This window comes from Octadecabacter antarcticus 307 (genome assembly GCF_000155675.2).
GTDB lineage: Bacteria > Pseudomonadota > Alphaproteobacteria > Rhodobacterales > Rhodobacteraceae > Octadecabacter > Octadecabacter antarcticus.
In genome coordinates, this window is record NC_020911.1 from 1436294 (window position 1) to 1462326 (window position 26033).

The following is a 26033-nucleotide window of genomic DNA, read 5'->3' on the forward strand; positions in this document are numbered from 1 at the left end:
TTGGTTCGCGACACCTTTTGTCGCTAAAGGCAAGGCGCACCGGCGCGGGTATGTCAGGCTAAAGCCAGCCCAAAAGGAAACTGCGATGTCTGACGCTGTCCCCCCAAAACGCCGCCGATCAGGTGGGCGCGCTGCCAATGCCGCCAAGCGGCTCACGTCCGAGATCAACCAAATGCCGTGGCGATTGCCGATCAATAAAGACCGCCCGACCGAACCGCTGGACGGCGATGGCGTGCAGGCAATCCACGACGGCGCGATGCGCATATTGGAAGAAATCGGCATTGAATTTCTGAATGAAGAAGCTGTGGAGTTGTTCAAACAGGCGGGCTGCAAGGTCGACGGTACCAACGTCAAAATGGGCCGCGACTGGGTCATGGAAATGATCGCTAAAGCGCCCGAACAGTTTGACATCACGCCGCGCAATCCTGATCGCAAGATCACGCTGGGTGGTGGTCACATCCTGTTCGGTAACGTGTCTTCACCGCCGAACTATTTTGACCTTGAGATTGGTAAGAAAGTTTCAGGCAATCGCAAACAATGCGCTGATTTGCTGCGATTAACCCAGTATTTTAACTGCATCCACTTCGCAGGCGGTTATCCGGTGGAACCTGTAGACGTGCATGCATCTGTGCGTCACCTCGATGTGGTGTTTGATAAAATGACCCTAACCGACAAGGTCGGGCATGCCTATTCACTTGGTAAAGAACGCGTCGAAGATGTGATGGAAATGGTGCGCATTTCCGGCGGGTGGACCGACGAAGAATTTCAAGAAAAGCCGCGCATGTACACCAATATTAATTCGACCTCGCCGCTCAAACACGACGTGCCGATGATTGATGGCTGCTTGCGCTGCGTGCGCCGTGGTCAAGCCGTTGTCGTCACACCGTTCACCCTCGCGGGGGCCATGGCGCCGGTCACAATGTCGGGTGCGGTCGCGCTGTCCATCGCCGAAGCCCTGTCCGCCATAGCCCTGTTTCAATACGTCCGCCCCGGTGCGCCCTGTGTCATCGGCACGTTCACGTCCAACGTCGATATGAAATCCGGCGCGCCCGCGTTCGGCACCCCCGAATATATGCGGGCCACGCAAATGACTGGCCAAATGGCGCGATTTTATGGGCTGCCGATGCGATCCAGCGGTGTTTGTGCAGCCAACGTGCCAGACGGCCAAGCTATGTGGGAGACGTCAAATTCCCTGTGGGCGGCCGTTCAATCAGGCACCAATATGGTCTACCACGCGGCGGGCTGGCTTGAAGGTGGGCTGATCGCGTCGCCTGAAAAGTTTGTCATGGATTGCGAGGTGATCCAAATGATCCAGCGCTACATGGAACCCCAAATCACCGCGACAACCCCTGCGGACATTGCGTTTGATGCGGTCAAAGAGGTCGGCTCAAAGGGGCACTTTTTCGGCATCCAACACACGCAAGATCGCTACGAAAATGCGTTTTATGCACCGTTTGCCAGCGACTGGCGCAACTTTGAGGCTTGGGAAATCGCCGGCGGCGAATGGACTGCACAGCGCGCCCATCGGATCTTCAAAGATATCATTGCCAATTTCGAAACTCCCCCCATGGACGCCGCGATCCGGTCCGAACTGGAAGACTTCGTGGCACGGCGCAAATCCGAGGGTGGCGCGCCAACCGATTTTTGAGACAGGAGCCTCAAAGGTGAAATCTTCCTGATGGAAGAATTTACCGAGGCGGGGGTATTTTCGAGACAAAGAAAAGCATGAAAGTTAGTCTATCTGGGGCGGTGTACGCAGTGGGGAACGACCTATGATGATTGAGATACGCGAATAGGACTTCGGCATTTGCCGCCCGTTTCGCAGCCTATGGCCCTGACAGCCTCTATGTGCCGTCGCCGAAGGGGATTTGAAACGGTTTGTGTCCGCTGAAAATCCGCCTACGTCTGGCGCGGGGCAGGGAGCACTAGCCTATGTGACCACCCATCGGGACCGTAAAATACTGGGCCGTTTCACCGCCCATGAACATGGCGCATCCAATCGGTTGTACGACTTTAAACGCGGGTATTTTGACTATTTAGAATGCGCCGATGATGGGGACGCGGCCAAGGCTTTGACTGGGGCAGCCGAAAGCTGGTGCCGCGCGGGCGGGCTGTCCGAAGTTGCAGGCAATTTCAACCTCTCCGCGAAGCAGCAGATTGGTGTGATGGCTGACGGGTTCGACCACGCGCCCTATCATCTGTTTTGCTGCTGGTTTTTTTGTTTGGCCAGTGTTGCCGGCCAGTTGCGCAAGGCCTAAGCGTCGGTATCGAGCCAGATCGACACGGGCCCGTCATTAACCAACGACACCGCCATATCTGCGCCGAACTGACCTGTACCGACTGAGATCACGCGGCTGCGCATTTCTGCGACAAACGCGCGATACAAACGGTCACCATCTTCGGGCGCTGCGGCCGAAGAAAACCCCGGCCTGTTGCCGCGTGACGTGTCGGCCGCCAGCGTGAATTGACTGACGACCAATGCCTGTCCGCCAACGTCCACCAAAGACCGGTTCATCCGCCCGTCATCATCCTTATAAATCCGCAGCTTGGAAATTTTTGTGGCGAGCTTGGCAGACATATCATCCGTATCGCCCTGCATGGCACAGACCAGTACCAAAAGGCCCGTCTGACATTGCCCGATCAGCGCACCATCGACGTGAACCTGTGCTGACGTCACCCGCTGGATCAGCGCCCTCAAAGGCCCAATTCTGCTGCCGTTGGCGGGTTCGCACCTGCCCGTGATACCGTCACCGCCGCCGCGCGCACGCCAAGACGCAAAGCTGCGCGAATGTCCTCAGCACTCAGGTTTGCGATGCGTTCTTTGGTCAGCGCACCGGCGCGTTCAAGCCCTGCCAGCGTGCCGGCGTTAAACGTGTCACCAGCACCAACCGTGTCGGCAACGACTGCCCGTTCAGATGGCACGAACACCGTGTGTTCGGCGGAGTATCCAGTGACACCCTTGGCGCCTTCGGTGATGCACACCAGCTTGGAGCCTTTTGCGACCAGCCCGTTGGCAAGTTCGGCCAAATCGCCATCACCTTCCATCCAGTGCAAGTCTTCATCGCTGAGTTTAATGATGTCCGCAGCCGCCATCATCCGGTTGATCCGCGCGCGGTACGCGGCGACGTCCTTGATGAACGTCGGGCGGATATTGGGGTCGATCATCGTGACACGCCGTGGCGCTTCGCGCAGCATCAGCGCCTCATAGGTGTCGCCGCAGCCGTTCCCGACCAGTGAAATACCACCAAAAAACATCGCATCGGCATCGATTTCTGGTGCGGCGTTTAGGGATCGCATCGCCGAATTTTCGTCGTAAAATGCATATGTTGCTTGCCCGTTCACCAGTTTAACAAAAGCCACGGTACACGGCGCATTTAGGCGCGGCGACGGGCTGTGATCAACGTGGCTCGCGTCCAGTGCGTCGCGTAAAATGTCACCCAAAAAGTCTGACGACATGCCGCATAAAAATTGCGTCAGCACGCCCAACCGTCCAAGTCCGATCGCCGTGTTAAACACCGCACCACCGGGATAGGGGGCAAACGCCGCCTCGCCCTGCGTACTTTCGCGCGGCAGCATATCAATCAGGGCTTCTCCACAGGTCAGAATCATTGGGCGCGTCCTTCGCAATGCAAAAACTTGCGGCTATCTATCACTGACTGTTAGCGATAACAAATCCGACAATTCCCGCCACGATCAAACCACAAATCACCGCAATCGCGATCTTGATCTTTGAATAGGGCCGTTCCCCCTGAACCCGGCCCGTGCGCCCGTTCACAACAAAGCGAAACGTACGCCCACGATATTTATACGCTGCCATCCAGACCGGAAGCAGCACGTGTTTGAACGTCAGAACCCCAATCTTGGTGTCCACCGATCCGACCCGCTGCGCGTCACCGCCAATGTCGAATTTCACGTCGCGGTGGATGGTCTGGTCCATCCGAACCCGCGCTTCTTTGAACGCATCTTCGAGTTCGACCTGATAGCCTTCGGCGCGAAACCCAGCCAAATAGTGCGGCTGATAGGGTTCCATCGCGGACAAGTCCCATGGTTCCAGCGCATCGGTGTATTTCTTTGGCAAAGACTGTGATCCAAGCACCAGAACATCGTCAAAGAACCGCGCGACGCGGCCTGAAACATTATGCCAGCGGGTTTTTTGCACCTGCACCTGTTTGCTTTTGCCGTCGCGCGTCACAGTGCGGGTTTCGTAATAATGTGTGCCGCGCGCGCCGGAATATTGGCTTTCGGTGTCGGCATCGAACGTCCAATACGGCACGTAAATGCCAGACATTGGGCGGCCTTTACGGGCATATTCTTTCAAACCGTTTGGCGCGAACCACAATCCGCCCAGCCAGTCGGTCATCGCGGCGCACGCGGCGCGTTCATCCAACCCGAACGGCAACAACCCCTTAGGCTTGATGTGGCGATGCGTCCCCGTGTCCGTGACCACGGGTGTCGCACAAAACGGACATTCGGTGGCATGAACGGTTTCGTTAAATTCAGTTTGGGCACCACAATTGGGGCAGGCCACGACGCGCGTTTCCTCAATCTCCGCCACTGGCATATCGCCGGAAACGGCGCTGCGAAAATCGAGTTCCTGCAACGACCCACCACGCGATGGCCCTGCGGCAATCGCGCCCGTATTACCGCAATGGTCGCAAATCATCTGGTTTTGACGGGGGTCAAACCGAAAGTCAGACCCGCAATTATCACAGGGAAAACGGTGTTCAGTATCGGGACCGGCGACGGTGTGGGGCATATCAATGGATTCCATCGGCTACAGTTAGCGGTGAAACGCCATCGGCGCCATAATGCGCAGCGCATTGTCACGCAGTTTTGTGTGCCGCCAAATGTGAAATCTTGCATGGGCAACCGCCAAAGCCGAAATTGCACAAAATTCGATGGAATGCACGATGCCAACCAGACTATTTAGCTTCGGCCATCCTATCGGATAGGCAATCGGCACGATATCACCCGCCCAAAGCTGAACCGAGCTGGTCAAACCCAGCAAAAACTCAGTCACCGCGACCCCGAACAGCCCCCACATCAGCGTGATATGCAGGGTGCGATGAATGGTGCAGGGCTACCTTGCAGTTTCGGCCCAGGGCGGCTGCAAAGTTTCACCGCCCACCAGTCGATAAATAGGTGATCATACCGCCATCACGCAGGAGGGGGCGGTGGTGGCATCACGGTGAACAATTGTGCCAATTCACCGATTTCATCGGCGGCCATCCAGCCGTCCTGACCTTGTGTCCAGACCATGCTCGCGCGGGTCAATTTGCCGTCAACTGCCATGCGGCCCAATGACGCCTTGGAAAACGGCCCTGTGGTTTTGCCAGCTTCGGCAATGTGCCAAACGTGTTCGATAGGTGGCGGCGGCGGGGCCGCTGCGGTCGGCGCGCCCGTTGATGCTGCGGCCTGTTGTGCCCAAGGATTGGCCATCTGCTGCGCCATCGCCATACCCATTCCTGCCCCCATACCAGCGCCCATCGCACCAGACGCTTCGCCACCCGAGCGCAACGCCTCTGCGGCGGCGTATTTCATATGCGCGTCCAAATCACCTGTCAGGCCGCGCGATGTGCGGGTGTCCAATGCGGCTTCAACCGCAGGGGGCAAGCTGACGTTCTCGATATATAATTCAGGAATCGAAATTCCGTATTCGGCAACCGTATCGGCAATCGCGCCCGCAATCAGTTTGCCCAGATCAGCCGTGTTCGCCGCCATGTCCAGCACCGCGATTCCAGACGCCGCAATCGTTCGTGTGAACGCCTGCACAATGATGTTGCGGATTTGGAAACTAATTTCGTCCATGGTGAATTCGCCGTCGGTGCCAACAATTTCGGTCAGGAACTTGGCGGGGTCGCTGACCTTCACTGAATAGGTACCAAAAGCACGAATGCGGGTCGGCCCGAATTCAGGGTCGCGCAACATGATCGGATTTTTAGTACCCCATTTCAGATTGTTAAACCGCGTCGTATTGACGTAATAAATTTCCGATTTGAACGGCGATTTGAATCCGTGATCCCAGTGTTGCAAGGTTGTCATGACCGGCATGTTGTTGGTTTCAAGCATATATAAGCCCGGCGTAAAGACGTCCGCCAATTGACCTTCATGTACAAAAACCGCCGCCTGACCGGTGCGAACCGTCAGCTTGGCGCCATATTTAATCTCATGCGCCTCGCGTTCAAATCGCCACACCATCGTGTCGCGGGTGTCATCGGTCCAATGAATGACGTCGATAAATTCCCCGGTTAGAAAATCGAAAATGCCCATGTTTATGGCTCCTGTCTTAGTTAAATCTGTTTCGTCGCGCCAAAGCTAACCGGGGCCACTGTTCATCAATTCGCGCGCAATTACCCGTGCAATCGGCGCGGCTTCGGCCGCTGTCATGCCGGTTTGCAGGCGATCATCGTATAGCATTTTCAGCAGCAGTTCATCGTGTGTTGTCAGCAGTCCGAATTCTTCGTCGTCGTTAAAGATCGACGGGCGTGCCTGCGGGCTGTCATTGGCCAGACCCAGCCCCTGTGCCAGTTCTTCGTGGATACACGCCAGCCGCATTAGATCGGGGTGTTCGCCACGGATCAGCGCCACAGCCTTGGAATATCGCGGCGTGCCACCTTCGGAAAACGCCAGCACCAGACACAGCGTGTCGCGCGGCAGATCCATAAACGCTTGCACACTGGTTGCATCAATACCGGGCACCAAGGCGCGCAATTGATCCGCATACCCCAAACGATCATCCTCGTTCAGGATCAAGACGTGAAAATTCGGATTTGCATCGCTCATGCTCATCGGTTGGCCAGTGACCCGACCCAGTCGGGACACGAACGTGCGCACCGATTGGCTGTCTTCGACGCGCTGACTTTCGGGCACTGTCGCGCCGTATTCCACCACAAACCGCACTGGTTGTTCCCATCGCCGCAAGCGCGAAATCGTCGGTTGTGCGCGCAGGCCAGTTGGCGTCGCGACAAATTCGTCAAACAGCGCGATCCGCACGAAATTGCGCGCCAAAACTGTATCGGTAAACGTGGTATCCGGCCCGCCACCATCCGTGCGCAGCAATCCGCGCGCCAATAGATCATTCTGCAAGCGCTGGAAAAATATCGACAAGGCGCGGCTGGCTTCAGATCGGTTTTCTGAAGCCGGGGCAGGCGGCGGTGCCACCAGCCCGCCTGTTCGCGTCTGCGGCGCCGGCGACACGGCCAACGGGCCCGCCACATCGCAGGCGGCAAGGGTCAGCAAGGCCGCAAGGCCCAATACTTTCCCGCAAATGCCGCCTGCCAGTTTACCCAAAGATGCTATGCCCCTGCAGACGACGCGATGTTGTGTGCGGACGCCGTCCCGCTGGCCTTGGCTGCCGACAACGTGGACTTCAATTCGGCCTCCATGTTCTTCAACTCGGTCTCCGCTTCGGCGCGCTTACGCTTGCCTTCGTCCGCAATCTGAAGCGAATCCTCGATGGTGCCGATCAGGTCCGCATTGGCCTTTTTGATCGCTTCGACATCGAACACGCCGCGCTCCATCTCGGTGCGGATCATTTTGTTGGCAGAGCGCAGGTTTTCCGCGTTGGCTGTCAACAATTCGTCGGTCAGATCATTGGCGTCACGCATGGCCACGGCCGCTTCTGCCGACCGCTGGATCGTCACCGCCTGCGCCAGTTGGGTTTCCCACAGCGGCACAGTGTTGATCAGCGTCGAGTTGATCTTGGTCACCAGTGATTTGTCGTTTTCCTGCACCAGACGAATGGACGGCAACGACTGCATAGTCACCTGGCGGGTCAATTTCAGATCGTGAACACGGCGTTCTAGATCGTCGCGCCCCGCGCGCATGTCGCGCAATTCCTGCGCCATCATGATACCCTTATCCTCGGACGCGGCGGCAACTTCGGCCTCCTTGGCAGGGATCGTTTTGGCATCAAGATCGCCTAGCTTGGCTTCACCGGCGCTGATATACAGGCCCAGCTCGTCGTAAAATGCAAGCGTTTTATCATACAAAATATCAAGGCTTTCGATGTCTTTCAGCAGCACATGTTCGTGCTGAAGCAGATTGTCGGTGACCTTATCAATCTGGCCTTGCACCGTTTCAAACCGCGCTGCGAACTGCGCAGCAGGGGCCATACGACCCAAAATGCGTTCCCACCAGCTGCGTTTTCTGCGCACGTCCAGCTCAGACACGTTAAACCCACGAATGGTCGTCACGATTTGGCGCAGTGAATCGCCAGCCGGACCCACGTCTTTATTGCGCACACCCTGCAGCATGGATTGTGAAACCACCTGCAATTCGGCCTGCGCAGATGATCCGAACGAGATGATGGAATTGGTTTCTGACATATCCAGTTCGGCCAACCGCTTGTTGATTGCGGCACTCGTTGGTTTGTCAGCCGCCGCAAGGGTCACCAATTCATTCTTTGGCTCTGCCAATACGACAGCGGTGACTTTTTCCACTTCTTTCAGGCTCTCTTGCGCCTTTTGCATATTGTTTGCGACAGTATCAGACATTGTGTGTCATCCTTTTAAATGGCCCGTTTACAGGCCTTCTCGTTGCAACCGATCACGCAGCACTTTGATTTCAATATCCATGTCATTGCGGTCATCTAGCAACATCTTGTCGGTTTGGGCGGCGAAATTCTGCTCAAGGTCAGACAACAACGCCTCAAAATCCCCGCGGGCGTCTTCATCGCGCTGGCGTTTGTACAGGTCAGCGAACTTCGCCGCCGCATCGCGCGCGCCCATCAGATAGACGCCCAGAAACTTTCGCGCGCCGGTCAGATCACGCGGGTCTTCTTCGACGGTGTGGATCATCCGTCGCGCCATCAATTGAAACTGCGCCGTGCGGGTTTCCAGGTGGCGATCCCCAATACTGTCGACGTGGTTTTTCATCGATGCCAAATGCGCCTCTGCCTCATCGACGACCTTGGCGACACGATCTTGTTGAAAGATATCAATCCCGTCCAGCCGTTTGTCGCGCAGAGGATCAATGCCAAATGCAGCTGTGTGCAAACCACCTGCAACGACACCATAGATGATTGCAGCCAAGACACTGGGGTCGTTGGAAAATGATGAAAATGCGATACCGGCACCTGTCAGCACAGACCCAAATAACTTGCGCGGTATGCTTGGTTTTTGGGCCACTTTGCGCATGTCAAACGCCGCTGCTGCCCGCAGCCCATCACGGGTCAACCACGCAGCGAGCGTCAACACCGCTGCCCCAACCAGACCCAAAATTAGATCCACGGCGCCCTCATTCAATGACAAGAACGCCAAGACTATTCCGGGCACGAACAGCACGTTCGCCTTTGCACCCCTCGCACCGACCTTACGCTCATCCACCATGGCCTCTCGGATGACATTAGGGGCGGTCCCTCCGGGGCTAAATTTCCCACCGAATTTTTTGGACACGCCTAAAGCCCTCCAAGCCAGCCGGTGACAACACCGAACATCAACAGGATCAATAAAACAAATGAGATGGTTTTTACAGTATTAGGCAAGCGCGCCTCCCGCGTGGATTGTGTCGCCAAAACCGACCCTTGGCCCAGCTGGAAGGCCAAGATTGCGATGGCCATGACGACCAGTAGAATTTGGACTATTCGCACCATTCATCAGATTTTGATTGGCAACTTCTTCACCCACAAGTAGTGCGTCACAACCCGATTTACGAGGCCCAGCAGCTATCTTTCCAGCCAAAATGTCACGCTGTAAAACCTGTGATTTTACACATTCGACAGACATTATGGTGCCCCCAAAAGACCAATTTAATCCGATGGATTATCCATGCACAGCCAATTCACGGGGGCAAGGGTCATCTGCGTGGCGGTTTCCCCGCCGAATTTCCGGATGTCGGGCCAGAATTCCGCTTTGCGGGATCTGTATGCCGCTTTGCCGACGCTGCCGTGCCGCGCTTGGGGGGCGGGCGTTTGCCCTTTTCTGGCCCCTTGCGGACCATCGTGGGTTTTGGCGTTTCGCGCAGACCCATCTGGTCACGCACAATGCGTTGCTTCACTTCTTCCACCTTACCAGGCTTCAGCGTTCCCAACTGAAACGGTCCATACGAAATGCGCAATAGGCGATTCACGGCCACGCCCATGGCTTCCATCAGTTTGCGGATTTCGCGGTTTTTACCTTCGCGCAGCCCCATGGTCAGCCATGCATTGGCGCCCTGCTGGCGGTCAAATTTCACCTCAACGGGGGCGTAATGCACCCCGTCAATCTGAATCCCTGCGCGCAGTTCATCCAGCTTTGCCTCGGACAACGATCCGTTGATGCGCACACGGTAGCGGCGCAGCCATCCGGTGCTGGGCAGTTCCATCTTGCGCTTTAACTCACCGTCGTTGGTCAGCAACAACAGGCCTTCGGAATTGATATCAAGCCGCCCAACAGACACCACACGCGGCATATCATCGGGCAGGGTATCAAACACCGTTTCGCGCCCCTTTTCATCTCGCTCACTCGTGACCAAGCCGATGGGCTTGTAATACAGCCAGATGCGTGGTGGTTCAGGTTCGGCCAATGGTTTGCCGTCGACCACAATACGATCCTTGTCGGTCACATTCAGCGCCGGCGTCAAAATGGTCTTGCCGTTTACCGTGACGCGTCCAGCCTCAATGATCTTTTCAGATTCGCGACGGCTCGCCACGCCTGCGCGAGCCAGAACCTTGGCGATTCGGTCGCCGGGAACGGACTTGGCAATTGCGTTGGGGGTGGGTGTTTTGGACAGGTCATCATTCATCCTTCTCGCCTAATCGCTCCCAGCCGTCACCGCAAGCGCGGCACAGTGTGTCTTTGTTTCGAAAATACCCCCCCCCGAAGGAAATCCTGTCCTTGCCAACGACCCCGATCCCCAGACACTAAAGAGCATGAGACAAAAGCACATGACCTTTCGCACCCATATGGACGCTGCCCTGAACGAAGCGCGCGCTGCCGCTGCGCGCGGCGAAGTGCCGATCGGCGCGGTGATCGTTAGCCCGACAGGGCTTGTGATCGCCGCCGCTGGCAATCGCACGCGCGAACTCAACGATCCGACAGCGCACGCAGAAATCCTCGCCATTCGCGCGGCCTGCGCGGAATTGGGCCAAGAACGACTGACTGGGCATGACATTTACGTCACCCTCGAACCTTGCCCGATGTGCGCGGCGGCCATTTCGAACGCCCGCCTCGCGCGGCTGTATTATGGTGCGTCGGATCCGAAATCTGGCGGCGTCGCCCAAGCGCCGCGCGTCTTCAGCCATCCGCAATGCCACCATGCACCAGAAGTTTACGATGGTCTTTCTGCAGATACGTCCGAAACGCTGCTAAAGTCTTTCTTTGCCGCAAAAAGAGGCGGCTAACGTTTTGTACAAAAAACGCATCCCGCCCAGATGTTTTGTGCAAATCCGGCTGGTTTGCCCGTTTTTCCAAGGTTGAAGCCCAGCCGCGCCACGGGTAAAGCGGATCAAACGTCTAACGGAGAAATCCCATGTCCATCGACATCCAAACCGCCCGCCGCGTCGCAAAGCTCGCGCGCATCGCAGTACCCGAGGCTGATTTGCCGGAATTGGCCAAAGAATTCAGCGCGATTCTGGGTTTTATCGAACAGCTGAACGAAGTTGACGTTGAGGGCATTGAACCAATGACCTCCGTCACCCCACAGCGTCTGAAGCGCCGCAAAGATGTGGTCACAGATGGTGGACAACCCGTTGAAATTCTTAAAAATGCGCCGGACGCGCGCGAAGGATTTTTTGCCGTTCCGAAGGTGGTCGAATAATGTCTGATCTTAGTAAAATGAAAATCTCCGAAGCCCGCGACGCCCTGAAGAAAGGCGATGTGACGAGCGTTGAACTGACTGAGGCCTGCCTGTCCGAGATTGAAAAGTCCAACGCGTTAAATGCCTTCGTGCACGAAACGCCAGAGCTGGCGATGGACATGGCCCGCGCCGCAGACGCCAACAAGCAGGGTGGCGATCTGAACGGAATACCGTTGGGAATCAAAGACTTATTCTGCACCAAAGGGGTTCTATCACAGGCTGCATCCGGTATTCTTGCAGGCTTCAAGCCCGAATACGAAAGCACTGTGACAACCCAGTTGTTCGCAGGTGGCGCGGTCATGTTAGGCAAGCTGAACATGGACGAATTCGCCATGGGCTCCTCCAATGAGACTTCCGTTTATGGCGATGCGGTCAACCCGTGGAAGCGGGGCAATGACGACGCGCAACTGACCCCCGGTGGTTCATCGGGAGGGTCCGCGTCCGCCGTTGCAGCCGATCTTTGCCTTGCAGCTACTGGCACTGATACGGGCGGTTCTATCCGCCAACCTGCTGCTTTCGCTGGTATAACTGGCATAAAACCAACCTATGGTCGCGTTTCACGTTGGGGTATCGTGGCGTTTGCATCCTCCCTCGATCAAGCGGGCCCAATGACCAAAGACGTGCGCGACGCGGCCATTATGCTGCGCGCGATGTCGGGGCATGACCCGAAAGACAGCACGTCTGCCGACCTTGCTGTGCCGGACTTTGAGGCGGCTTTGACAGGCGATATTCGTGGCAAAGTCATTGGTATCCCTAAAGAATACCGCATGGATGGCATGCCCGAGGAGATTGCGAAGCTTTGGGAGGACGGCACCGCGATGCTGAAAGACGCAGGCGCAGAAATTCGTGACATCACCCTGCCACACACCAAATACGCGCTGCCCGCTTACTACGTGATCGCCCCCGCCGAAGCGTCGTCAAACCTCGCGCGCTATGACGGGGTGCGCTTTGGCCACCGCGCCAAACTGGATGCGGGCGATGGCATCACTGAGATGTATGAAAAGACCCGCGCAGAGGGGTTTGGCAGCGAAGTGAAACGCCGCGTGATGATTGGCACCTACGTGCTAAGTGCAGGATTTTATGACGCGTACTACAACCGTGCCCGTAAAGTGCGCGCTTTGATCAAGCGTGATTTTGAGAGTGTATTCGCCGATGGTATCGACGCAATCCTGACCCCTGCGACCCCCTCTGCGGCCTTTGGACTTGGCGAAATGGCGGATGCGGATCCGGTGCAGATGTACCTTAACGACGTGTTCACGGTGACTGTAAACCTCGCTGGATTGCCCGGGATCGCGGTTCCTGCAGGCCTCGACAAAGACGGCCTGCCGCTGGGCCTGCAACTGATCGGTCGTCCGTGGGAAGAAGGCGATTTGCTGAATACTGCCTACACGCTGGAACGAGCGGCGCAATTTGTGGCAAAACCGAATCGTTGGTGGTAAACTGTCTAAAGTGCTGTCGACCAATGACTGATAGATAAAGTGGACCCCATGGCTAAGTATATGAAAAATATTGCCATTATCGGTGTCAGCCTATTAGCTTTGGCCGCCTGTCAGCAACAAGTGCCCAACAGCGCCGAAGGTGTGGGGGGCAACGACTACGCCCAATATGAGCTGGAACGCGCCCGCCGTGAGGCGTCCCTGCAAAGCTCGCTCCAACCAACTGGCGACGCTATTGTCCCTCCAACCAACAATCAGGGTGTGACAAGCAGCGATCTGGCGGCAGCTGGAATCAGCACTGGTGGAATCGATACTGCGGGCAATAATACTGCGCAACTGCCGGACAGACCGCAAGCCGCCCTTGGATCCAACCCCGAAATTTCCGATGAGCAGAGTTTTGACGCCGTTTCCGGCCGTGAAAGCATTGAAAGCGATGCCGACCGTCGTGCGCGGCAAGCGGCTGCCTATCAACAAATCCAAGCCACAACGCTGCCTGATCGGTCGGGCAATGCGGGACCAAACATTGTGCAATATGCCTTGCAAGCGCCCAATGATCGCGGCGAACCGGTTTTTGATCGCCTTGGTTTGTCCGGAGAAGCGCGGTTTCAGCGCAACTGTGCTGGCTATCGCACGCCCGATGACGCACAGCGCGATTTTATCAGTCGTGGTGGACCACAGCGTGATCGTTTGGGTATTGATCCCGACGGCGACGGGTTCGCCTGCGGATGGGATCCCCAAGCGTTCCGCGCGATTGTATCTGGCAACTAAACCTGTGTGCATGTCGCCGAATTATGGGTCGCGACGCGACGCGGCGGTCCCCGACATAGTCGTGTTGCACTACACGGCAATGTCAGATTGGACCGCAGCGCGCAATTGGCTTTGCAATCCAGACGCCGAGGTTTCAGCCCATTATATCGTTTCAGAACAAGGGGATGTTGTTCAACTTGTCCCAGAAGATCAGCGTGCATGGCACGCGGGCGCAGGGTCTTGGGGGGATGTTACAGACGTCAATTCACGTTCCATCGGGATTGAGCTTTCGAACACCGGATTGGCACCCTTTGCTGCCCCGTTGATGGACGCGCTTGAGGTGCTTTTGCCCGCAATAATGGACCGTTGGGCGATCCCAGCAAGCCGTGTGATCGCGCATTCTGACCTTGCGCCTGGTCGTAAGATTGATCCTGGTGCGCGGTTTGATTGGGCGCGGCTAGTGCGCTCTGGTTTAGCAGTCACGGCGGCGGCAACAGCTGTCGTGACTGGCGACACAGACGCGTTTGCACGTGATGCCCGCGCGATTGGTTACACGGCGGATGTGGATGCCGCGACGCTGCTGGCCGCCTTTCGTCTGCGTCACCGGCAAGGGCAGGGTGGCCCGCTTGATGGGTGGGATTGTGCGCTGGCGGCAGATCTGGCCGCGCGTTTTCCAGTTGCGAAGTTCGGGCGCACCTCTTAGGGCAACTACACGCGGAGGGTTGGATGGCTGAGGTGTGGGGCAACTTGCATCTAGGAAAGTCCGGACTCCATCAAGGCACGGTGCCGGGTAACGCCCGGGCAGGGCAACCTGACGGATAGCGCCACAGAGAACAGACCGCCTTGCCGTGACAGAGGTTCGCCTTTGGCGCAGCAAGGTAAGGGTGAAACGGTGGGGTAAGAGCCCACCGCAGCGGTGGTAACATCGCTGGCATGGCAAGCCCTACCGGGAGCAATGCCAAATAGGGGCCGCGCGTGCAGGGTAACTTGCGCAGGATCGTCTTGATCCGAGCAGGTCCGGGTTGGCAGCTAGAGGGCACGTGGCAACACGCGCTTGAGATGAATGGTCATCGAATTTGGGGCTACGGCCCCAAAGGAACAAAATCCGGCTTATAGATCCTCCGCGTATTTCTGGCCAAAGGGCCAGAAATACGCATATGCAATAGGGGTTTGGTGTAGCCAAATTTCTGCATACACAGAAGTTAAGGCACGATGAGAGTTCGCTGGCCGAAGGAGCACAAATATAGATAGGCAGCGCATGTTTGCAAAGCAAATGTGCCGCCTATTCTGACGTTAAGGCACGATCACATATCGGGTGGGCAAGTCGAGTTTTCCAATCACTTGCGCAGCCCACTAACCCTTTAAGGCGCAACAACAACTCAAATCCACCGACGCATATTGCGCCCTTCCTCAGACTCAGCCACTCTGCGCCAGTAAAGGAGCCCTGAGCATGACCTACACCGCCGCAGCTGACCGCTATGACCGCATGATTTACCGCCGCTGCGGTAATTCCGGCCTGAAACTCCCAGCGGTGTCGTTCGGACTTTGGCATAATTTTGGCGACGACACGCCCCACGACATTAAACGCGACATGTGCCGTACTGCGTTCGATCACGGTATCACGCACTTCGATTTGGCCAACAACTACGGCCCACCCGCGGGAAGTGCTGAGGAAGCCTTTGGCGAGATATTGCGTACTGATTTCAAGGCCTACCGCGACGAACTTATTATCAGTTCAAAGGCGGGTTACGACATGTGGGCAGGGCCATACGGCGAATGGGGCAGCCGCAAATACATGATCGCTTCGTGTGACCAATCGCTCAAGCGTCTCGGCGTTGATTACGTCGACATCTTTTATTCGCACCGCTTCGATCCTGATACGCCGCTGGAAGAAAGCATGGGCGCGCTGGATCACATCGTGCGGTCTGGCCGCGCGCAGTACGTCGGTATTTCGTCGTATAATTCCGAACGCACCCGCGAGGCCGTGGCAATCCTGAAAGACCTCGGCACGCCGTGCCTAATCCACCAGCCAAGTTATAATATGTTGAATCGCTGGATCGAACGCGACGGGCTAAAGGACACGCTAAATGACCTTGGCGTGGGATCCATTGCATTCACGCCCTTGGCGCAAGGATTGCTAAGCAACAAGTACCTCAGCGGTATTCCTGATGGCAGCCGCGCCACGAAAGACAGTTCACTAGATGCGGGCGTCATCACGGATGAGATGGTCACTGCGTTGCGAGGATTGAATGCGGTCGCGCAAACTCGTGGCCAGACTTTGGCGCAAATGGCGATTTCATGGGTTCTGCGCGACCGCGGTCCGAACGGCGTGGGAATCACTACGGCGCTGATCGGCGCGTCAAATCCGGCCCAGATCGTAGACTGCGCGGGCGCTGCCCAAAACCTTGATTTTACCCCGTCTGAATTGACCGAGATTGATAAATTTGCCAATGACAAACGCCTGAACCTTTGGGCGAATTCATCGGAAGGCGTTTAACGCGCCGTTTGCAGTTGACTCGGGCGCTCAACCCCTTAGAAGGCTGGCTTCAGAGACATTTAATCGCAGCACTTTTTGCGCGAATTCGGAGAGAACCCATGGCGAAGCCAACCACGATCAAAATCCGCCTGAACTCCACCGCAGGCACTGGCCACTTCTATGTGGCAAAGAAAAACGCACGTACCATGACGGAAAAGATGGTCGTTAACAAATATGACCCAGTTGTCCGCAAGCACGTTGAATACAAAGAAGGTAAGATCAAGTAAGATCGGCTGACTTTGACGAATTTGACGGGTCGCCCTGACAGGGTGGCCCGTTTTCGTTTGCGGGATCACGAAAGCGAAATCGGGGCGGGACGCGACCGAAACATTGGTGTGTCAGAAGTCGCCGGCGCCAAAGTCCGGCCGGTCCACTAAAACCTGAACGTGCTGAATTTATCGACTGCATTATACATCAAATAGAACGTAGCATCCTTGCCGTTGCAGTCCCATTTCGGGTCGGCGAAACGAATGGATGCTCTTGGTGGTTGCAGCAGACACTGCACGCCCTTTGTTGTTGTGATGCGTTCAATTGAACAGCTATCGTAGGTCATTGCGCGCAGCGCACCGCTACACAGCCCTGCCATATCAAACCTTTCCTCAACCGGATGATCCGGCCGCGTCCCCTGACTCGCTGAAGTATCCAAATCGTCTGCGTCATGATTGCGCCCGTTGTACCCGCCATGACGCTTTGCCCGTTGATGGATGTCACCCGCTTCGTATCGCTATCAGGATCAAACCCAAGTGCTGTCAACCCATCGATTGCCCGCACATTGACTTGCTGCCACAGTCCTGTGGACACGGTAGGTTCCGCCTTATGTCCCAAATTACGATGGCACGCAGGGGCGCAGCCGTTCGTACCATAGGTTAACCAGTTGATTATGTCGGAGGATGTGATGTTTCAAATTCGCACCGCTACCAAGCGGGATATCGCTGCTGTTGATGCACTTCTGGCGTGAGCCTATCCGCGCCTGCTTAAGGGCGACTACCCACCGTCACCCCTTGTGTGGATGGCCTTGCCATTGATCAGTCGTATACAGCCTTCGCTGATGGCCTGCAGGATGTATTACGTGCTTGAAGACGAAAGCACCTTGATTGGGGGCGCTTTGCTTGGGGCAGGCGGATAGACTGCACAGTCATCAGGTAAAGCCACCGGACTTCGCCGTCTGTACTGTCTTTCGACTCTAACCGCCGAACCGTTTTATACGGCTATGGGCTTCGAAACTTTCGGACCTGTTACCATCCTTCTTGTAGATGGAATCGATTTTCCCGCGATCGAAATGGAACGCCACCTCTAGCTTTGTCTTTGTCTCAAAAATATCCTGGGGGGAGTCGCGCAGCGACTGGGGGCTAGCCCCCTTTTTGATCGGATTTGCGCAGAAAATTCGAACCGAACAAAAAAGGGCCGCCCCTGAACTAAACCAAGGACGGCCCTAAATTTCCAAACATTAAGACGTTATTCGCGGCTGCCCATCAGTTGCAGCAGGAACATGAACATGTTGATGAAGTTGATATAAAGGCTCAGTGAGCCCATGATCGCAGACTTATCCATCCATTCCTGATCACCGTGTGCTGCATGCGCGATGTAGTCCGTCTTGATCCGCTGCGTGTCGTAAGCAGTCAAGCCTGCGAAAATCAGCAAACCAATGATCGACACGGCCCAGCCGATGACGTCGGACTGCAGCCAGATGTTCACGATGGACGCAACGATCAGGCCGATAATGCCCATGATCAAAAAACCGCCCCAACCGGAAATGTCGCGCTTGGTGGTATACCCCCAAAGCGAAAGGCCCGCGAAAGCGATCGAAGTGATCAAAAAGACCTGCGCAATCGAAGCACCGGTAAACGCCACAAAGATCCAAGAGATCGACACGCCCATTGCAGTCGCAAAGACGTAAAAGAACGTCTGTGCAGCGGCGGCTGACATGCGGTTGATCATCGCGCTAAACACGAAGACCAAGACCAGCGGCAGGAACATGATGACCCACTTCAGCGGGCTAAGATATAAGGTGGCGCCCAAATCGGTTAGGTATTGATTTGACCCAATTGCGTACTGCGTCGGCACGTCGGACACAGTCATTGTGCCAATCGCCCACGCCGCCAAGAACGTCATAAGCAGACCAAATGACATAAGCCCGTAGACCTTGTTCATATGGGCGCGCAGGCCCTCATCTATTTCCGCCGCACGAACGCCAATCGTGGCGCCCATTTGCGGGGTTCTGTAGTCAGCCATGTACATCCCTCCGGGATTAATAATTCAAACATTCGAGCCCCAGTTGCCGCCGAGCAGCTTCTGGAACTTCCTTGAGGGAGATATTGGCATGATTTCACTGTAATTCAAGGGAAACCGCAGGCTAATCCGCGCATTTGTATGCATTTTTGGTTTGAATGCCACGTTGTTTGCGGTGAATGTCTAGTGGCAAAGTCGCTTTGGCAGATCCCAGAACGGGCGCGCGGCCTCAATCGCGGCGTCTTGCGGTGAAATTCCGAGGTCTTTGAGGCGCGCATCATCAAGGTTTGCCAAGGCGCGGCGCTGGGTCCAAACGGCGAAAACCGTCGCAATGGATGGCATGTGTACTGTGCCGCTGTTGCGCGAACTTCGGTTGCGGGTGGGATTTAGGGTAAACGTCATATCCTGTCCTTTCGTGATGCAATGTCACTGTTTCATTCGATATGTTGATATATCCACGATGCTGTGACATAAGGGAAATGAATGATTGATAGATGAAGCATCAGGATTAGTGATATGGCGAGAAACCTAGACATGACCGCAATGCGCTCTTTTGTGATGGTTGCGGATGCGGGCGGGGTGACAAAGGCGGCGGGGCTTTTGAACCTGACGCAATCGGCGGTGTCGATGCAGCTCAAACGCTTAGAAGAAAGCCTGAACCTTTCCTTGCTTGACCGATCTGCGCGTCAGATTTCGGTGACGCCAGAAGGTGAACAATTGCTAAGTTATGCGCGGCGGATGTTGTCGCTCAACGACGAGGCGCTGCGACGGTTGACGGCAGAAAACTATGAAGGCGAAATCAGCCTTGGCGTGCCTCACGATATCATTTATCCATATATTCCACCGGTTTTGCGCCGCTTTGCCGCCGATTTTCCGCGCATGAAGATTAAGTTGGTGTCGTCACCAACCAAAATTTTGCGCGAAATGTTCGGGCGCGGTGAGATTGATGCGATCGTGACGACTGAATTACACCCTGGTCCCGGCGGCGAATCACTGGTGACATTGCCGCTGGTTTGGGTTGGTGCCGTCGACGGCATCGCGTGGCGAAATCGCCCGCTGCCCGTCGCGTTCTGCAAGAACTGTATTTTCCGTGCAGGCGTGTTGAAACGGTTGGATGCGGCCCAGTTCGATTGGCAGATGGTGGTGGAATCAGATCTTGATAACGCGGTCGATGCGGTTGTGAGCGCCGATCTCGCGGTGCATGCACTCATCAAAGGGGTTTACCCGCGCCAGACAGCGCCGGTGCCTCACGATGGTGCGCTGCCCGATCCCGGAAAGACCCAGATAGTGCTGTATATGCAGGCCAAAGACGATCCTGTACAGGGCGCGCTGCACGACATGATCCGTCATTCCTATCTGTCCGAATGGGCGGGCGCGGATGTGGAGCGACGCAGTGCATAATTAAGGCGCTTGAAAAATTTTGGGTCTAAGGGGTCACAACAACCTTACCTGTGCTTTTGCGACTGCGCAGCAGGTCGAGCGCATCTGCTGCGTTGTCCAGCGGCACGACTTGGCTGACATGGGGTTTTAGGCGGCCTTGGGCGTACCAGTTGAGCAATTCACCCATGCTGTCGGTTAGTGCTGTGGGGTTGAACTTTAGGTAGCCACCCCAGTAAAAACCAATGACGGTTATGTTTTTAACCAGCAGATGGTTGGCTGGAATCTGCGGTATGTCGCCGCTGGCAAACCCGATAACCACGATTCGCCCTTCGCGGTTGGTCGCACGCAGAGCGGCCTTAAAGGACACCCCCCCCACCGGATCATAAACCACATCGGCGCCGCCGAGCGCGCGGACCGCCGCCGTGATATCGTCGCTGGCATCGATCACGTGATCTGCACCTGCAGCCTTGGCCACCGCCATTTTTTCGGTCCCTCGCGCGATACCAATGACCGTCGCGCCCATGGCTTTGCCGATCTCAACCGCTGTTAGGCCAACGCCCCCCGCCGCCCCCATGACCAACAGCGTTTCCCCTGCTTGCAGTTTGGCGCGACGGGTCAACGCAAGATGGGACGTGCCGTATGCGACCTGAAACCCTGCAGCGGCCTCGGACGTCATTGTGTCAGGGACTTCGCGGCACAACGCGGCCGGAAAAACACCTTGATCGGCCAGCCCGCCTTGGCCGCCGAACACCGCAACGCGCGCACCAATTGCTGGGGACATCACGCCTGCGCCAAGCGCGAGAACCGTGCCGCAAACCTCCATTCCCAAGGTGAATGGCGGGGTGGGCGTATCCTGATAGGTGCCATTTGCCATCAATAAGTCCGCAAAGTTAAGCCCGCAGGCCTCAATGTTCAGCAACACCTCGCCTTCTGCGGGTAGCATCGCTGCGGTGTTGATTAACGTGGCTGGCGTTTCGAATGTGGTGACTTGGAAGGCGCGCATGGGGAACTTTCATAAAAATTGTTGCTTTAATAGACAAATAGATAACGGTCTTCAGAAAGGGAATGGTGGAGAAAAGTCTGACGATAAAGACAGCGACGAAGACCTTTCCGTCAAGATTCACCGAACGAACCTGTCCTAAAGGATAGGCTAGTGGATGCAACCCTTGCGTGTCTCGGTTTGGATCGTTTGTCTAGGAACCAGATCATGAGAAACTGCACAAAAATATTTAGCTCGTCTTGGCCTGCGCATTATGTCGGGGTCAGGCAACGTATTGCACAGGGAGAAAACTATGAAACACCTAGTTGACGTTCACGTTGGAAAACGCATCCGCCACCGCCGTTGGGTCAGTGGCACAACGCAGCAACATCTTGCCGATCAAGTTGGTATCAAGTTCCAGCAAATCCAGAAATATGAAACTGGCATGAACCGGGTCAGCGCGTCGCGTCTTTGGGGCATTGCCCATGCATTGGGCGTCGAAGTTGCGTTCTTCTTTGAAGGTCTTGACGGTGATCTGATTGGAAAAGACCTTGGTGGCATGCCGAGCGACATCCTGTCCGACAAGGAAGCGTTGGATCTGCTGCGGTCCTATTACGCAATTCCTGAACATCAGCGCCGCCGTTTGTTCGACCTTGCCCGTGTGTTGAGCGAAGCGGCATAGGCCCACCCAATCCAAACCATTCCACTTGACCTTTGGCCACCCGCGCGACTACCGCAGTGGGACCAGTTTGGCCAAAGGCGAGTGTGATGATCCTTTCGAAGATATCCCTGAGATCGGATGATCAGGCCGCGCTGCGGACCTGTGCCCATGTTATGGCTGACGCCGCACGCGATGTGATCCTGCCGCTGTTCCGGTCGGGTCTTGTGTCCGACAACAAGGACGCTGGTGGATTTGACCCCGTTACAGAAGCTGATCGCGCTGCGGAGCAAGCAATGCGGGCGGTTTTGGCTGACTTGCGCCCTGCGGATGGAATTTTGGGCGAAGAATTCGGGATAAGCGATGGAACCAGCGGTTTGCAATGGGTGCTTGACCCGATTGACGGCACGCGTGGATTTATCAGTGGCACACCAACCTGGGGAGTGCTGATCTCTGTGCGCGACGCGGGAGGGCCGTTGTACGGCATGATTGACCAGCCCTATATTGGTGAGCGGTTTGAGGGCGGCTTTGGCTGCGCTGAAATGATCGGTCCATTGGGGCCGCGGGCCCTTGCGACCAAAACCACAACTGAATTGGCCGATGCGACGATCCTGACGACGTTTCCGGAGGTTGGCGCACTGCAAGATGGCGCTGGGTTCCATGACGTGGCAGGTCGCTGCAAACTGACCCGTTATGGCATGGATTGTTATGGTTACGCATTGTTGGCCGCTGGGCAGGTTGATCTTGTTATCGAAGCAGGGCTGAGTGCGTATGACATCCAAGCGCCGATTGCTGTGATCAAGGCTGCGGGCGGGATCGTCACTGATTGGCGGGGCGGTCCGGCCCACGACGGCGGGCGGGCATTGGCGGCGGCGAACGGGACACTGCACGCGCGGGCGCTGGAGATTTTGGTCAAGTACTAGCCGAATTTTCTGCGCCAATCGGATCGAGCCAATCGGATCAAGAGGGGGACTAGTCCCCCGTCCTTCGGACTCCCCCAAGGATATTTTTTAGACAAAGACGGGTTTAGAAATATAGGGTTGATCGCTGTTGCGGTTCGCCGCTAGTCTTGGCTTGTCGCGCCCTTACCTGTTCTGGCGGCACTTTATTCAGCGAACGGGATCGAAGGGAGGGCAGATGCCTGATGTTTTGATTAAGGGCGCTGTGGCGGTTTTGACCATGGATGATACGCGGCGTGAGCTGTCGGGTGCGGATGTGCTGATCCGTGACGGCGTGATTGCGGATGTTGGTGTCGGGCTGGAGGCTGGCGGGGCAGACGTCGTCCTTGCGACGGGCTGCGTCGTGACGCCGGGATTGGTGAACACGCACCACCATTTGTACCAAACACTGACGCGGGCTGTTCCCGGCGGGCAGGACGCGTTGCTGTTTGGCTGGTTGCAAACACTTTATCCTATTTGGGCGCGGTTTGGGCCTGAGGAGATGTATATCTCGGCACAGATCGGGCTTGCCGAGTTGGCCCTTTCGGGCTGCACGATGACATCGGACCATTTGTACCTGTTTCCGAATGGGTCGCGGTTGGACGACACGATTGCCGCTGCGGATGACGTTGGATTGCGGTTCCACCCGATGCGTGGCGCGATGAGTATTGGCGAAAGTGACGGCGGTTTGCCGCCGGATTCACTGGTCGAAAAAGAAGCGGCTATTCTTGAAGATTGCATCCGCGTCATCGACGCATTTCATGACCCAACTGAGGGTGCGATGGTGCGGATCGGTGTGGCACCGTGTTCGCCGTTTTCTGTTACCCGTGATCTGATGCGCAACGCGGCGATTTTGGCGCGCGACAAGGGTGTAATGCTGCATACGCATCTGGCGGAAAATGACGAAGATATTGCATATTCAATAGAAAAGTTTGGCTGTCGACCCGGGCAGTACGCTGAGGATTTGGGCTGGACGGGTCCGGACGTTTGGCATGCGCATTGTGTGAAACTGGACGGTCAAGAAATTGATTTGTTTGCCAGATCAAAAACCGGCGTGGCGCATTGCCCCTGTTCCAACTGTCGTCTCGGATCAGGCATAGCGCCCGTGCGGGCCATGCGCGACGCAGGCGTGACGGTGGGTTTGGGGGTTGATGGATCGGCGTCCAATGACGGTGGATCTCTGGTCGGTGAGGCGCGACAAATGATGCTGTTGCAGCGGGTCGCAAACGGCGCGGATGCCATGTCATCGCGCGAGGCGTTGGAGGTCGCGACGCGCGGCGGGGCTGCGGTTTTGGGCCGCGATGATTGCGGGCAAATTGCAGTTGGCAAACGAGCGGATATTGCGATTTGGGACGTGTCCGGTGTGCATAGCGCTGGATCTTGGGATGTTGGGGCGATCTTGCTCGCGGGCCCGACGTCTGTGCGCGATTTGTTTGTCGAGGGGCGCCGTATCGTTGCGGATGGCCATGTGGTGAGCTTCGATCTTGCTAGCGCAATTGTGCGACAGGGGCAGCTGGTGCAAAAGTTGCAGGAATAACTGACGCAGGGAAGTTTCGAGATGATGCAGATTTTAAAGATGGTAGCAATTGGTGCGATCGTCTTGGCGTTTGCGGGCTGTCAGGAGACGCAAAGTCAAGCGGTTCAGGTAGCTAATCAGGGTCTCGCACAGATGATGGCGGCGTCCCAGATCACCGACACAATTGGCATGCTGTTGAACGGCGAACGGAGTGCGCGTGGCTTGTCCCTAGTGCGGCCGAGCGCGCAACTTGCTCGGGTTGCATTGGGGCATGCGCAAGACATGGAACAGCGCGATTTCTTTTCTCATGTGTCGTCCAACGGCAGGACATTGGCGGCCCGCGCGCGGGCTGCGGGTTACGGGTTTTGTTTCATCGCGGAGAACATCGCCCAAGGTCAGGATACTGTCGCAGAAGTCCACGTTGAATGGATGAATTCCCAAGGGCATCGCGACAACAATCTGTCGCCCAACGTGACCGAGTTCGGGATCGCCTTGGTCGATGACAGTTGGGTTTTGGTGTTGGGAAAGGACGGCTGCTAGACCGCTTTTCCGGCTATGTAAACCTGCGCGATGGCACGGTCGTCTCCCATCATGATTGTCGGGAATAGTGCCTCCCAAAGCGTATCAGCGCGCGCGCTTCGCTGAGCAATTGCGGACGTCGACGCGAGGTTAAGAATGGCAATATCTGCCATTGCACCCACATTCAGTGACCCAATTTGCCCCGACATGTGCAGCGCTGATGCTGACCCTTCAGTGGCCAACCACATCAACTGTGCGGGGTGCATGGCGGTGCCGCGCAATTGCGCGACTTCATAGGCTGCGGCCATGGTGCGCAGCATTGAAAATGAAGAACCGCCGCCTGTATCCGTGGCCAGCCCAGTGCGGATGCCGCGCTCTTTCAGGCCCGCCATGTCAAACAGACCGGACCCGATAAATGTGTTTGATGTTGGGCAATGGACGACTGCCGCTTTTATTTCTGCCAATCGATCGATCTCGCGGGGTTCAAGGTGGATCGCGTGGCCGTAAAGCCCACGTTCACCCAGCAGACCAAACTTTTCGTAGGTATCCAAATAATCGCGGGTATCAGGAAATAAGCCACGTACCCAGTCAATTTCATCGAGCTGTTCGGACAGATGGGTTTGCATCAAGACATCAGGGTGTTCGGCCCAAAGTGCGCCCAATGCCGCCAGTTGGTCTGGTGTAGACGTGGGTGAAAAACGTGGCGTAATTGCATAGGTGATACGGTCCCTCCCGTGCCACTTTTCCAGAAGCGCTTTGCTATCGTCATAAGCGGTTTTTGCGGTGTCACGCAGCCCGTCGGGGGCGTTGCGATCCATGCAGGTTTTACCGCCAACGACGGCCATTCCACGCGCGCTTGCCGCTTCGAAATAGGCGTCAACGCTGCCCGAGTGGATCGTGCAAAAGCTGGTCAATGTGGTTGTGCCGTTGGCCAACGCCAAATCCAGTGTGCGGCCCGCGATTTGGTCTGCATAGGCGCGGTCGGCGAACTTCATTTCTTCAGGGAAGGTATAGGTGTTCAGCCAATCGATCAGCCGCTTGCCCCATGACGCGATCATCGCGGTTTGCGGATAATGCATATGGGCGTCCACAAAGCCTGCCGTGATCAGGTGGTCACCATGATCTGTCACTGTGGCAGTCGGGTTGTCGCGACGAAGGTCATCGGCCTCACCCACCGCTGCGATGCGTCCATCGCGCAGTAATACACCGCCACGCGCGCTGACATGTGCGGCCGCTTCGAGACTGGTGGCAAATGGATCACCGCAGAACCGCAAAGTTTGGCCGAGGAGGAGTTGATCTGTCATACGCCATCCCTACCCG

General features: G+C 56.3%; 29 protein-coding genes and 1 other RNA gene. 15 read left to right on the forward strand and 15 right to left on the reverse strand.

All coding sequences use genetic code 11. The features are described from left to right. The first annotated feature begins 85 nt into the window (after window positions 1–85). Window positions 86–1648 (forward strand): trimethylamine methyltransferase family protein, encoded by a 1563-nt coding sequence (locus tag OAN307_RS07360; protein WP_015499152.1) that lies wholly within the window; start codon window positions 86–88, stop codon window positions 1646–1648. 220 nt (window positions 1649–1868) lie between these two features. Further along, window positions 1869–2258: a hypothetical protein gene (locus OAN307_RS07365; protein WP_144055531.1), complete on the forward strand. Its 390-nt coding sequence runs from the start codon at window positions 1869–1871 to the stop codon at window positions 2256–2258. On the opposite strand, the gene dtd is transcribed toward OAN307_RS07365, so the two are convergent. The 10 genes from dtd to OAN307_RS07410 form a co-directional block, all read right to left on the reverse strand. Beyond that, window positions 2255–2698, reverse strand: coding sequence for a D-aminoacyl-tRNA deacylase (gene dtd / locus OAN307_RS07370; protein WP_015499154.1), 444 nt, complete (start codon window positions 2696–2698; stop codon window positions 2255–2257). The genes OAN307_RS07365 and dtd overlap by 4 nt on opposite strands. Further along, on the reverse strand, window positions 2695–3609 hold the full coding sequence (locus tag OAN307_RS07375) for a carbohydrate kinase family protein (RefSeq protein WP_015499155.1): 915 nt from the start codon (window positions 3607–3609) through the stop codon (window positions 2695–2697). Before OAN307_RS07375 ends, dtd begins: the two co-directional genes overlap by 4 nt. A gap of 40 nt (window positions 3610–3649) precedes the next feature. After that, the gene (locus OAN307_RS07380) at window positions 3650–4771 is read right to left on the reverse strand and encodes a hypothetical protein (RefSeq protein ID WP_015499156.1); all 1122 of its coding nucleotides are present in this window, start codon (window positions 4769–4771) and stop codon (window positions 3650–3652) included. 9 nt (window positions 4772–4780) lie between these two features. After that, window positions 4781–5044, reverse strand: a complete 264-nt coding sequence (locus tag OAN307_RS07385) for a hypothetical protein (RefSeq protein WP_015499157.1) — start codon at window positions 5042–5044, stop codon at window positions 4781–4783. 113 nt (window positions 5045–5157) lie between these two features. Beyond that, on the reverse strand, window positions 5158–6270 hold the full coding sequence (locus tag OAN307_RS07390) for an SPFH domain-containing protein (protein ID WP_015499158.1): 1113 nt from the start codon (window positions 6268–6270) through the stop codon (window positions 5158–5160). Window positions 6271–6315: 45 nt separating this feature from the next. Next, on the reverse strand, window positions 6316–7254 hold the full coding sequence (locus tag OAN307_RS07395) for a DUF2927 domain-containing protein (RefSeq protein ID WP_015499159.1): 939 nt from the start codon (window positions 7252–7254) through the stop codon (window positions 6316–6318). Between the two features lie 41 nt (window positions 7255–7295). Further along, the gene (locus tag OAN307_RS07400; RefSeq protein WP_015499160.1) at window positions 7296–8495 is read right to left on the reverse strand and encodes a toxic anion resistance protein; all 1200 of its coding nucleotides are present in this window, start codon (window positions 8493–8495) and stop codon (window positions 7296–7298) included. Between the two features lie 27 nt (window positions 8496–8522). Further along, window positions 8523–9395, reverse strand: coding sequence for a 5-bromo-4-chloroindolyl phosphate hydrolysis family protein (locus OAN307_RS07405; protein WP_015499161.1), 873 nt, complete (start codon window positions 9393–9395; stop codon window positions 8523–8525). Between the two features lie 2 nt (window positions 9396–9397). Continuing rightward, window positions 9398–9592: a hypothetical protein gene (locus tag OAN307_RS27825; protein WP_015499162.1), complete on the reverse strand. Its 195-nt coding sequence runs from the start codon at window positions 9590–9592 to the stop codon at window positions 9398–9400. Window positions 9593–9795: 203 nt separating this feature from the next. Further along, window positions 9796–10722: a pseudouridine synthase gene (locus tag OAN307_RS07410; protein WP_015499163.1), complete on the reverse strand. Its 927-nt coding sequence runs from the start codon at window positions 10720–10722 to the stop codon at window positions 9796–9798. Window positions 10723–10864: 142 nt separating this feature from the next. Here OAN307_RS07410 and OAN307_RS07415 point away from each other — a divergent pair, with 142 nt between their 5' ends. From OAN307_RS07415 to rpmG, 8 genes are all read left to right on the forward strand, one after another. Beyond that, a complete protein-coding gene (locus tag OAN307_RS07415; RefSeq protein ID WP_015499164.1) occupies window positions 10865–11320 on the forward strand; it encodes a nucleoside deaminase in 456 nt (151 codons plus the stop codon). A gap of 128 nt (window positions 11321–11448) precedes the next feature. Continuing rightward, a complete protein-coding gene (gene gatC, locus OAN307_RS07420) occupies window positions 11449–11736 on the forward strand; it encodes an Asp-tRNA(Asn)/Glu-tRNA(Gln) amidotransferase subunit GatC (protein ID WP_015499165.1) in 288 nt (95 codons plus the stop codon). After that, window positions 11736–13214 carry an Asp-tRNA(Asn)/Glu-tRNA(Gln) amidotransferase subunit GatA gene (gatA, locus tag OAN307_RS07425; RefSeq protein ID WP_015499166.1) on the forward strand — a complete coding sequence of 493 codons (1479 nt, stop codon included), beginning with the start codon at window positions 11736–11738 and terminating at the stop codon, window positions 13212–13214. The genes gatC and gatA overlap by 1 nt, the downstream gene beginning before the upstream one ends. A 60-nt stretch (window positions 13215–13274) precedes the next feature. Then, window positions 13275–13979, forward strand: a complete 705-nt coding sequence (locus OAN307_RS07430; RefSeq protein WP_044043376.1) for a hypothetical protein — start codon at window positions 13275–13277, stop codon at window positions 13977–13979. Between the two features lie 4 nt (window positions 13980–13983). After that, window positions 13984–14661, forward strand: a complete 678-nt coding sequence (locus OAN307_RS07435) for an N-acetylmuramoyl-L-alanine amidase (protein ID WP_044043379.1) — start codon at window positions 13984–13986, stop codon at window positions 14659–14661. Between the two features lie 11 nt (window positions 14662–14672). Then, an RNA gene (gene rnpB, locus OAN307_RS25625) (RNase P RNA component class A) lies at window positions 14673–15087 on the forward strand. 321 nt (window positions 15088–15408) lie between these two features. After that, the gene (mgrA, locus tag OAN307_RS07440; protein WP_015499169.1) at window positions 15409–16455 is read left to right on the forward strand and encodes an L-glyceraldehyde 3-phosphate reductase; all 1047 of its coding nucleotides are present in this window, start codon (window positions 15409–15411) and stop codon (window positions 16453–16455) included. 98 nt (window positions 16456–16553) lie between these two features. After that, window positions 16554–16721, forward strand: coding sequence for a 50S ribosomal protein L33 (gene rpmG / locus OAN307_RS07445; protein ID WP_015494428.1), 168 nt, complete (start codon window positions 16554–16556; stop codon window positions 16719–16721). A 146-nt stretch (window positions 16722–16867) separates the two neighbouring features. On the opposite strand, the gene OAN307_RS07450 is transcribed toward rpmG, so the two are convergent. The 3 genes from OAN307_RS07450 to OAN307_RS07465 all read right to left on the reverse strand — a co-directional run bounded on the left by OAN307_RS07450 (window position 16868) and on the right by OAN307_RS07465 (window position 19125). Further along, entirely contained in the window at window positions 16868–17140 is a 273-nt protein-coding gene (locus OAN307_RS07450) for a hypothetical protein (protein ID WP_144055532.1), read from the reverse strand. An 809-nt stretch (window positions 17141–17949) separates the two neighbouring features. After that, entirely contained in the window at window positions 17950–18726 is a 777-nt protein-coding gene (locus tag OAN307_RS07460) for a Bax inhibitor-1/YccA family protein (protein ID WP_015499170.1), read from the reverse strand. Between the two features lie 180 nt (window positions 18727–18906). Then, window positions 18907–19125 carry a DUF1127 domain-containing protein gene (locus OAN307_RS07465; protein WP_015499171.1) on the reverse strand — a complete coding sequence of 73 codons (219 nt, stop codon included), beginning with the start codon at window positions 19123–19125 and terminating at the stop codon, window positions 18907–18909. Window positions 19126–19239: 114 nt separating this feature from the next. On the opposite strand from OAN307_RS07465, the gene OAN307_RS07470 reads away from it, so the two are divergent. Then, window positions 19240–20124, forward strand: a complete 885-nt coding sequence (locus OAN307_RS07470) for a LysR family transcriptional regulator (protein WP_015499172.1) — start codon at window positions 19240–19242, stop codon at window positions 20122–20124. A 25-nt stretch (window positions 20125–20149) separates the two neighbouring features. Here OAN307_RS07470 and OAN307_RS07475 read toward each other — a convergent pair whose 3' ends face one another. Continuing rightward, window positions 20150–21106 carry an NADPH:quinone oxidoreductase family protein gene (locus tag OAN307_RS07475; protein WP_015499173.1) on the reverse strand — a complete coding sequence of 319 codons (957 nt, stop codon included), beginning with the start codon at window positions 21104–21106 and terminating at the stop codon, window positions 20150–20152. Between the two features lie 289 nt (window positions 21107–21395). Here OAN307_RS07475 and OAN307_RS07480 point away from each other — a divergent pair, with 289 nt between their 5' ends. The 4 genes from OAN307_RS07480 (at window position 21396) to OAN307_RS07495 (ending at window position 24734) form a co-directional block, all read left to right on the forward strand. Then, window positions 21396–21764: a helix-turn-helix domain-containing protein gene (locus tag OAN307_RS07480; protein ID WP_015499174.1), complete on the forward strand. Its 369-nt coding sequence runs from the start codon at window positions 21396–21398 to the stop codon at window positions 21762–21764. Window positions 21765–21850: 86 nt separating this feature from the next. Then, the gene (locus tag OAN307_RS07485; protein WP_015499175.1) at window positions 21851–22663 is read left to right on the forward strand and encodes an inositol monophosphatase family protein; all 813 of its coding nucleotides are present in this window, start codon (window positions 21851–21853) and stop codon (window positions 22661–22663) included. Window positions 22664–22877: 214 nt separating this feature from the next. Continuing rightward, complete coding sequence (locus OAN307_RS07490; RefSeq protein ID WP_015499176.1) at window positions 22878–24215, forward strand: 8-oxoguanine deaminase; 1338 nt, start codon at window positions 22878–22880, stop codon at window positions 24213–24215. Window positions 24216–24236: 21 nt separating this feature from the next. Next, window positions 24237–24734 (forward strand): CAP domain-containing protein, encoded by a 498-nt coding sequence (locus tag OAN307_RS07495; protein WP_015499177.1) that lies wholly within the window; start codon window positions 24237–24239, stop codon window positions 24732–24734. On the opposite strand, the gene guaD is transcribed toward OAN307_RS07495, so the two are convergent. Then, window positions 24731–26017, reverse strand: coding sequence for a guanine deaminase (guaD, locus tag OAN307_RS07500; RefSeq protein ID WP_015499178.1), 1287 nt, complete (start codon window positions 26015–26017; stop codon window positions 24731–24733). The two genes, OAN307_RS07495 and guaD, sit on opposite strands and share 4 nt — an antisense overlap. Window positions 26018–26033: the final 16 nt, after the last annotated feature.

Bases quoted from the DNA above. Each gene is read 5' to 3' on its own strand.
- OAN307_RS07475 (WP_015499173.1), bottom strand. From the start codon at position 21,106: ATGCGCGCCTTCCAAGTCACCACATTCGAAACGCCAGCCACGTTAATC.
- rpmG (WP_015494428.1), top strand. From the start codon at position 16,554: ATGGCGAAGCCAACCACGATCAAAATCCGCCTGAACTCCACCGCAGGC.
- gatA (WP_015499166.1), top strand. From the start codon at position 11,736: ATGTCTGATCTTAGTAAAATGAAAATCTCCGAAGCCCGCGACGCCCTG.
- OAN307_RS07390 (WP_015499158.1), bottom strand. From the start codon at position 6,270: ATGGGCATTTTCGATTTTCTAACCGGGGAATTTATCGACGTCATTCAT.
- OAN307_RS07380 (WP_015499156.1), bottom strand. From the start codon at position 4,771: ATGGAATCCATTGATATGCCCCACACCGTCGCCGGTCCCGATACTGAA.
- OAN307_RS07375 (WP_015499155.1), bottom strand. From the start codon at position 3,609: ATGATTCTGACCTGTGGAGAAGCCCTGATTGATATGCTGCCGCGCGAA.
- OAN307_RS07490 (WP_015499176.1), top strand. From the start codon at position 22,878: ATGCCTGATGTTTTGATTAAGGGCGCTGTGGCGGTTTTGACCATGGAT.
- OAN307_RS07470 (WP_015499172.1), top strand. From the start codon at position 19,240: ATGGCGAGAAACCTAGACATGACCGCAATGCGCTCTTTTGTGATGGTT.
- OAN307_RS07495 (WP_015499177.1), top strand. From the start codon at position 24,237: ATGATGCAGATTTTAAAGATGGTAGCAATTGGTGCGATCGTCTTGGCG.
- OAN307_RS07360 (WP_015499152.1), top strand. From the start codon at position 86: ATGTCTGACGCTGTCCCCCCAAAACGCCGCCGATCAGGTGGGCGCGCT.
- OAN307_RS07385 (WP_015499157.1), bottom strand. From the start codon at position 5,044: ATGTGGGGGCTGTTCGGGGTCGCGGTGACTGAGTTTTTGCTGGGTTTG.
- OAN307_RS07430 (WP_044043376.1), top strand. From the start codon at position 13,275: ATGAAAAATATTGCCATTATCGGTGTCAGCCTATTAGCTTTGGCCGCC.
- OAN307_RS27825 (WP_015499162.1), bottom strand. From the start codon at position 9,592: ATGGTGCGAATAGTCCAAATTCTACTGGTCGTCATGGCCATCGCAATC.
- OAN307_RS07465 (WP_015499171.1), bottom strand. From the start codon at position 19,125: ATGACGTTTACCCTAAATCCCACCCGCAACCGAAGTTCGCGCAACAGC.
- OAN307_RS07485 (WP_015499175.1), top strand. From the start codon at position 21,851: ATGATCCTTTCGAAGATATCCCTGAGATCGGATGATCAGGCCGCGCTG.
- mgrA (WP_015499169.1), top strand. From the start codon at position 15,409: ATGACCTACACCGCCGCAGCTGACCGCTATGACCGCATGATTTACCGC.
- OAN307_RS07410 (WP_015499163.1), bottom strand. From the start codon at position 10,722: ATGAATGATGACCTGTCCAAAACACCCACCCCCAACGCAATTGCCAAG.
- gatC (WP_015499165.1), top strand. From the start codon at position 11,449: ATGTCCATCGACATCCAAACCGCCCGCCGCGTCGCAAAGCTCGCGCGC.
- guaD (WP_015499178.1), bottom strand. From the start codon at position 26,017: ATGACAGATCAACTCCTCCTCGGCCAAACTTTGCGGTTCTGCGGTGAT.
- OAN307_RS07460 (WP_015499170.1), bottom strand. From the start codon at position 18,726: ATGGCTGACTACAGAACCCCGCAAATGGGCGCCACGATTGGCGTTCGT.
- OAN307_RS07415 (WP_015499164.1), top strand. From the start codon at position 10,865: ATGACCTTTCGCACCCATATGGACGCTGCCCTGAACGAAGCGCGCGCT.
- OAN307_RS07400 (WP_015499160.1), bottom strand. From the start codon at position 8,495: ATGTCTGATACTGTCGCAAACAATATGCAAAAGGCGCAAGAGAGCCTG.
- OAN307_RS07480 (WP_015499174.1), top strand. From the start codon at position 21,396: ATGAAACACCTAGTTGACGTTCACGTTGGAAAACGCATCCGCCACCGC.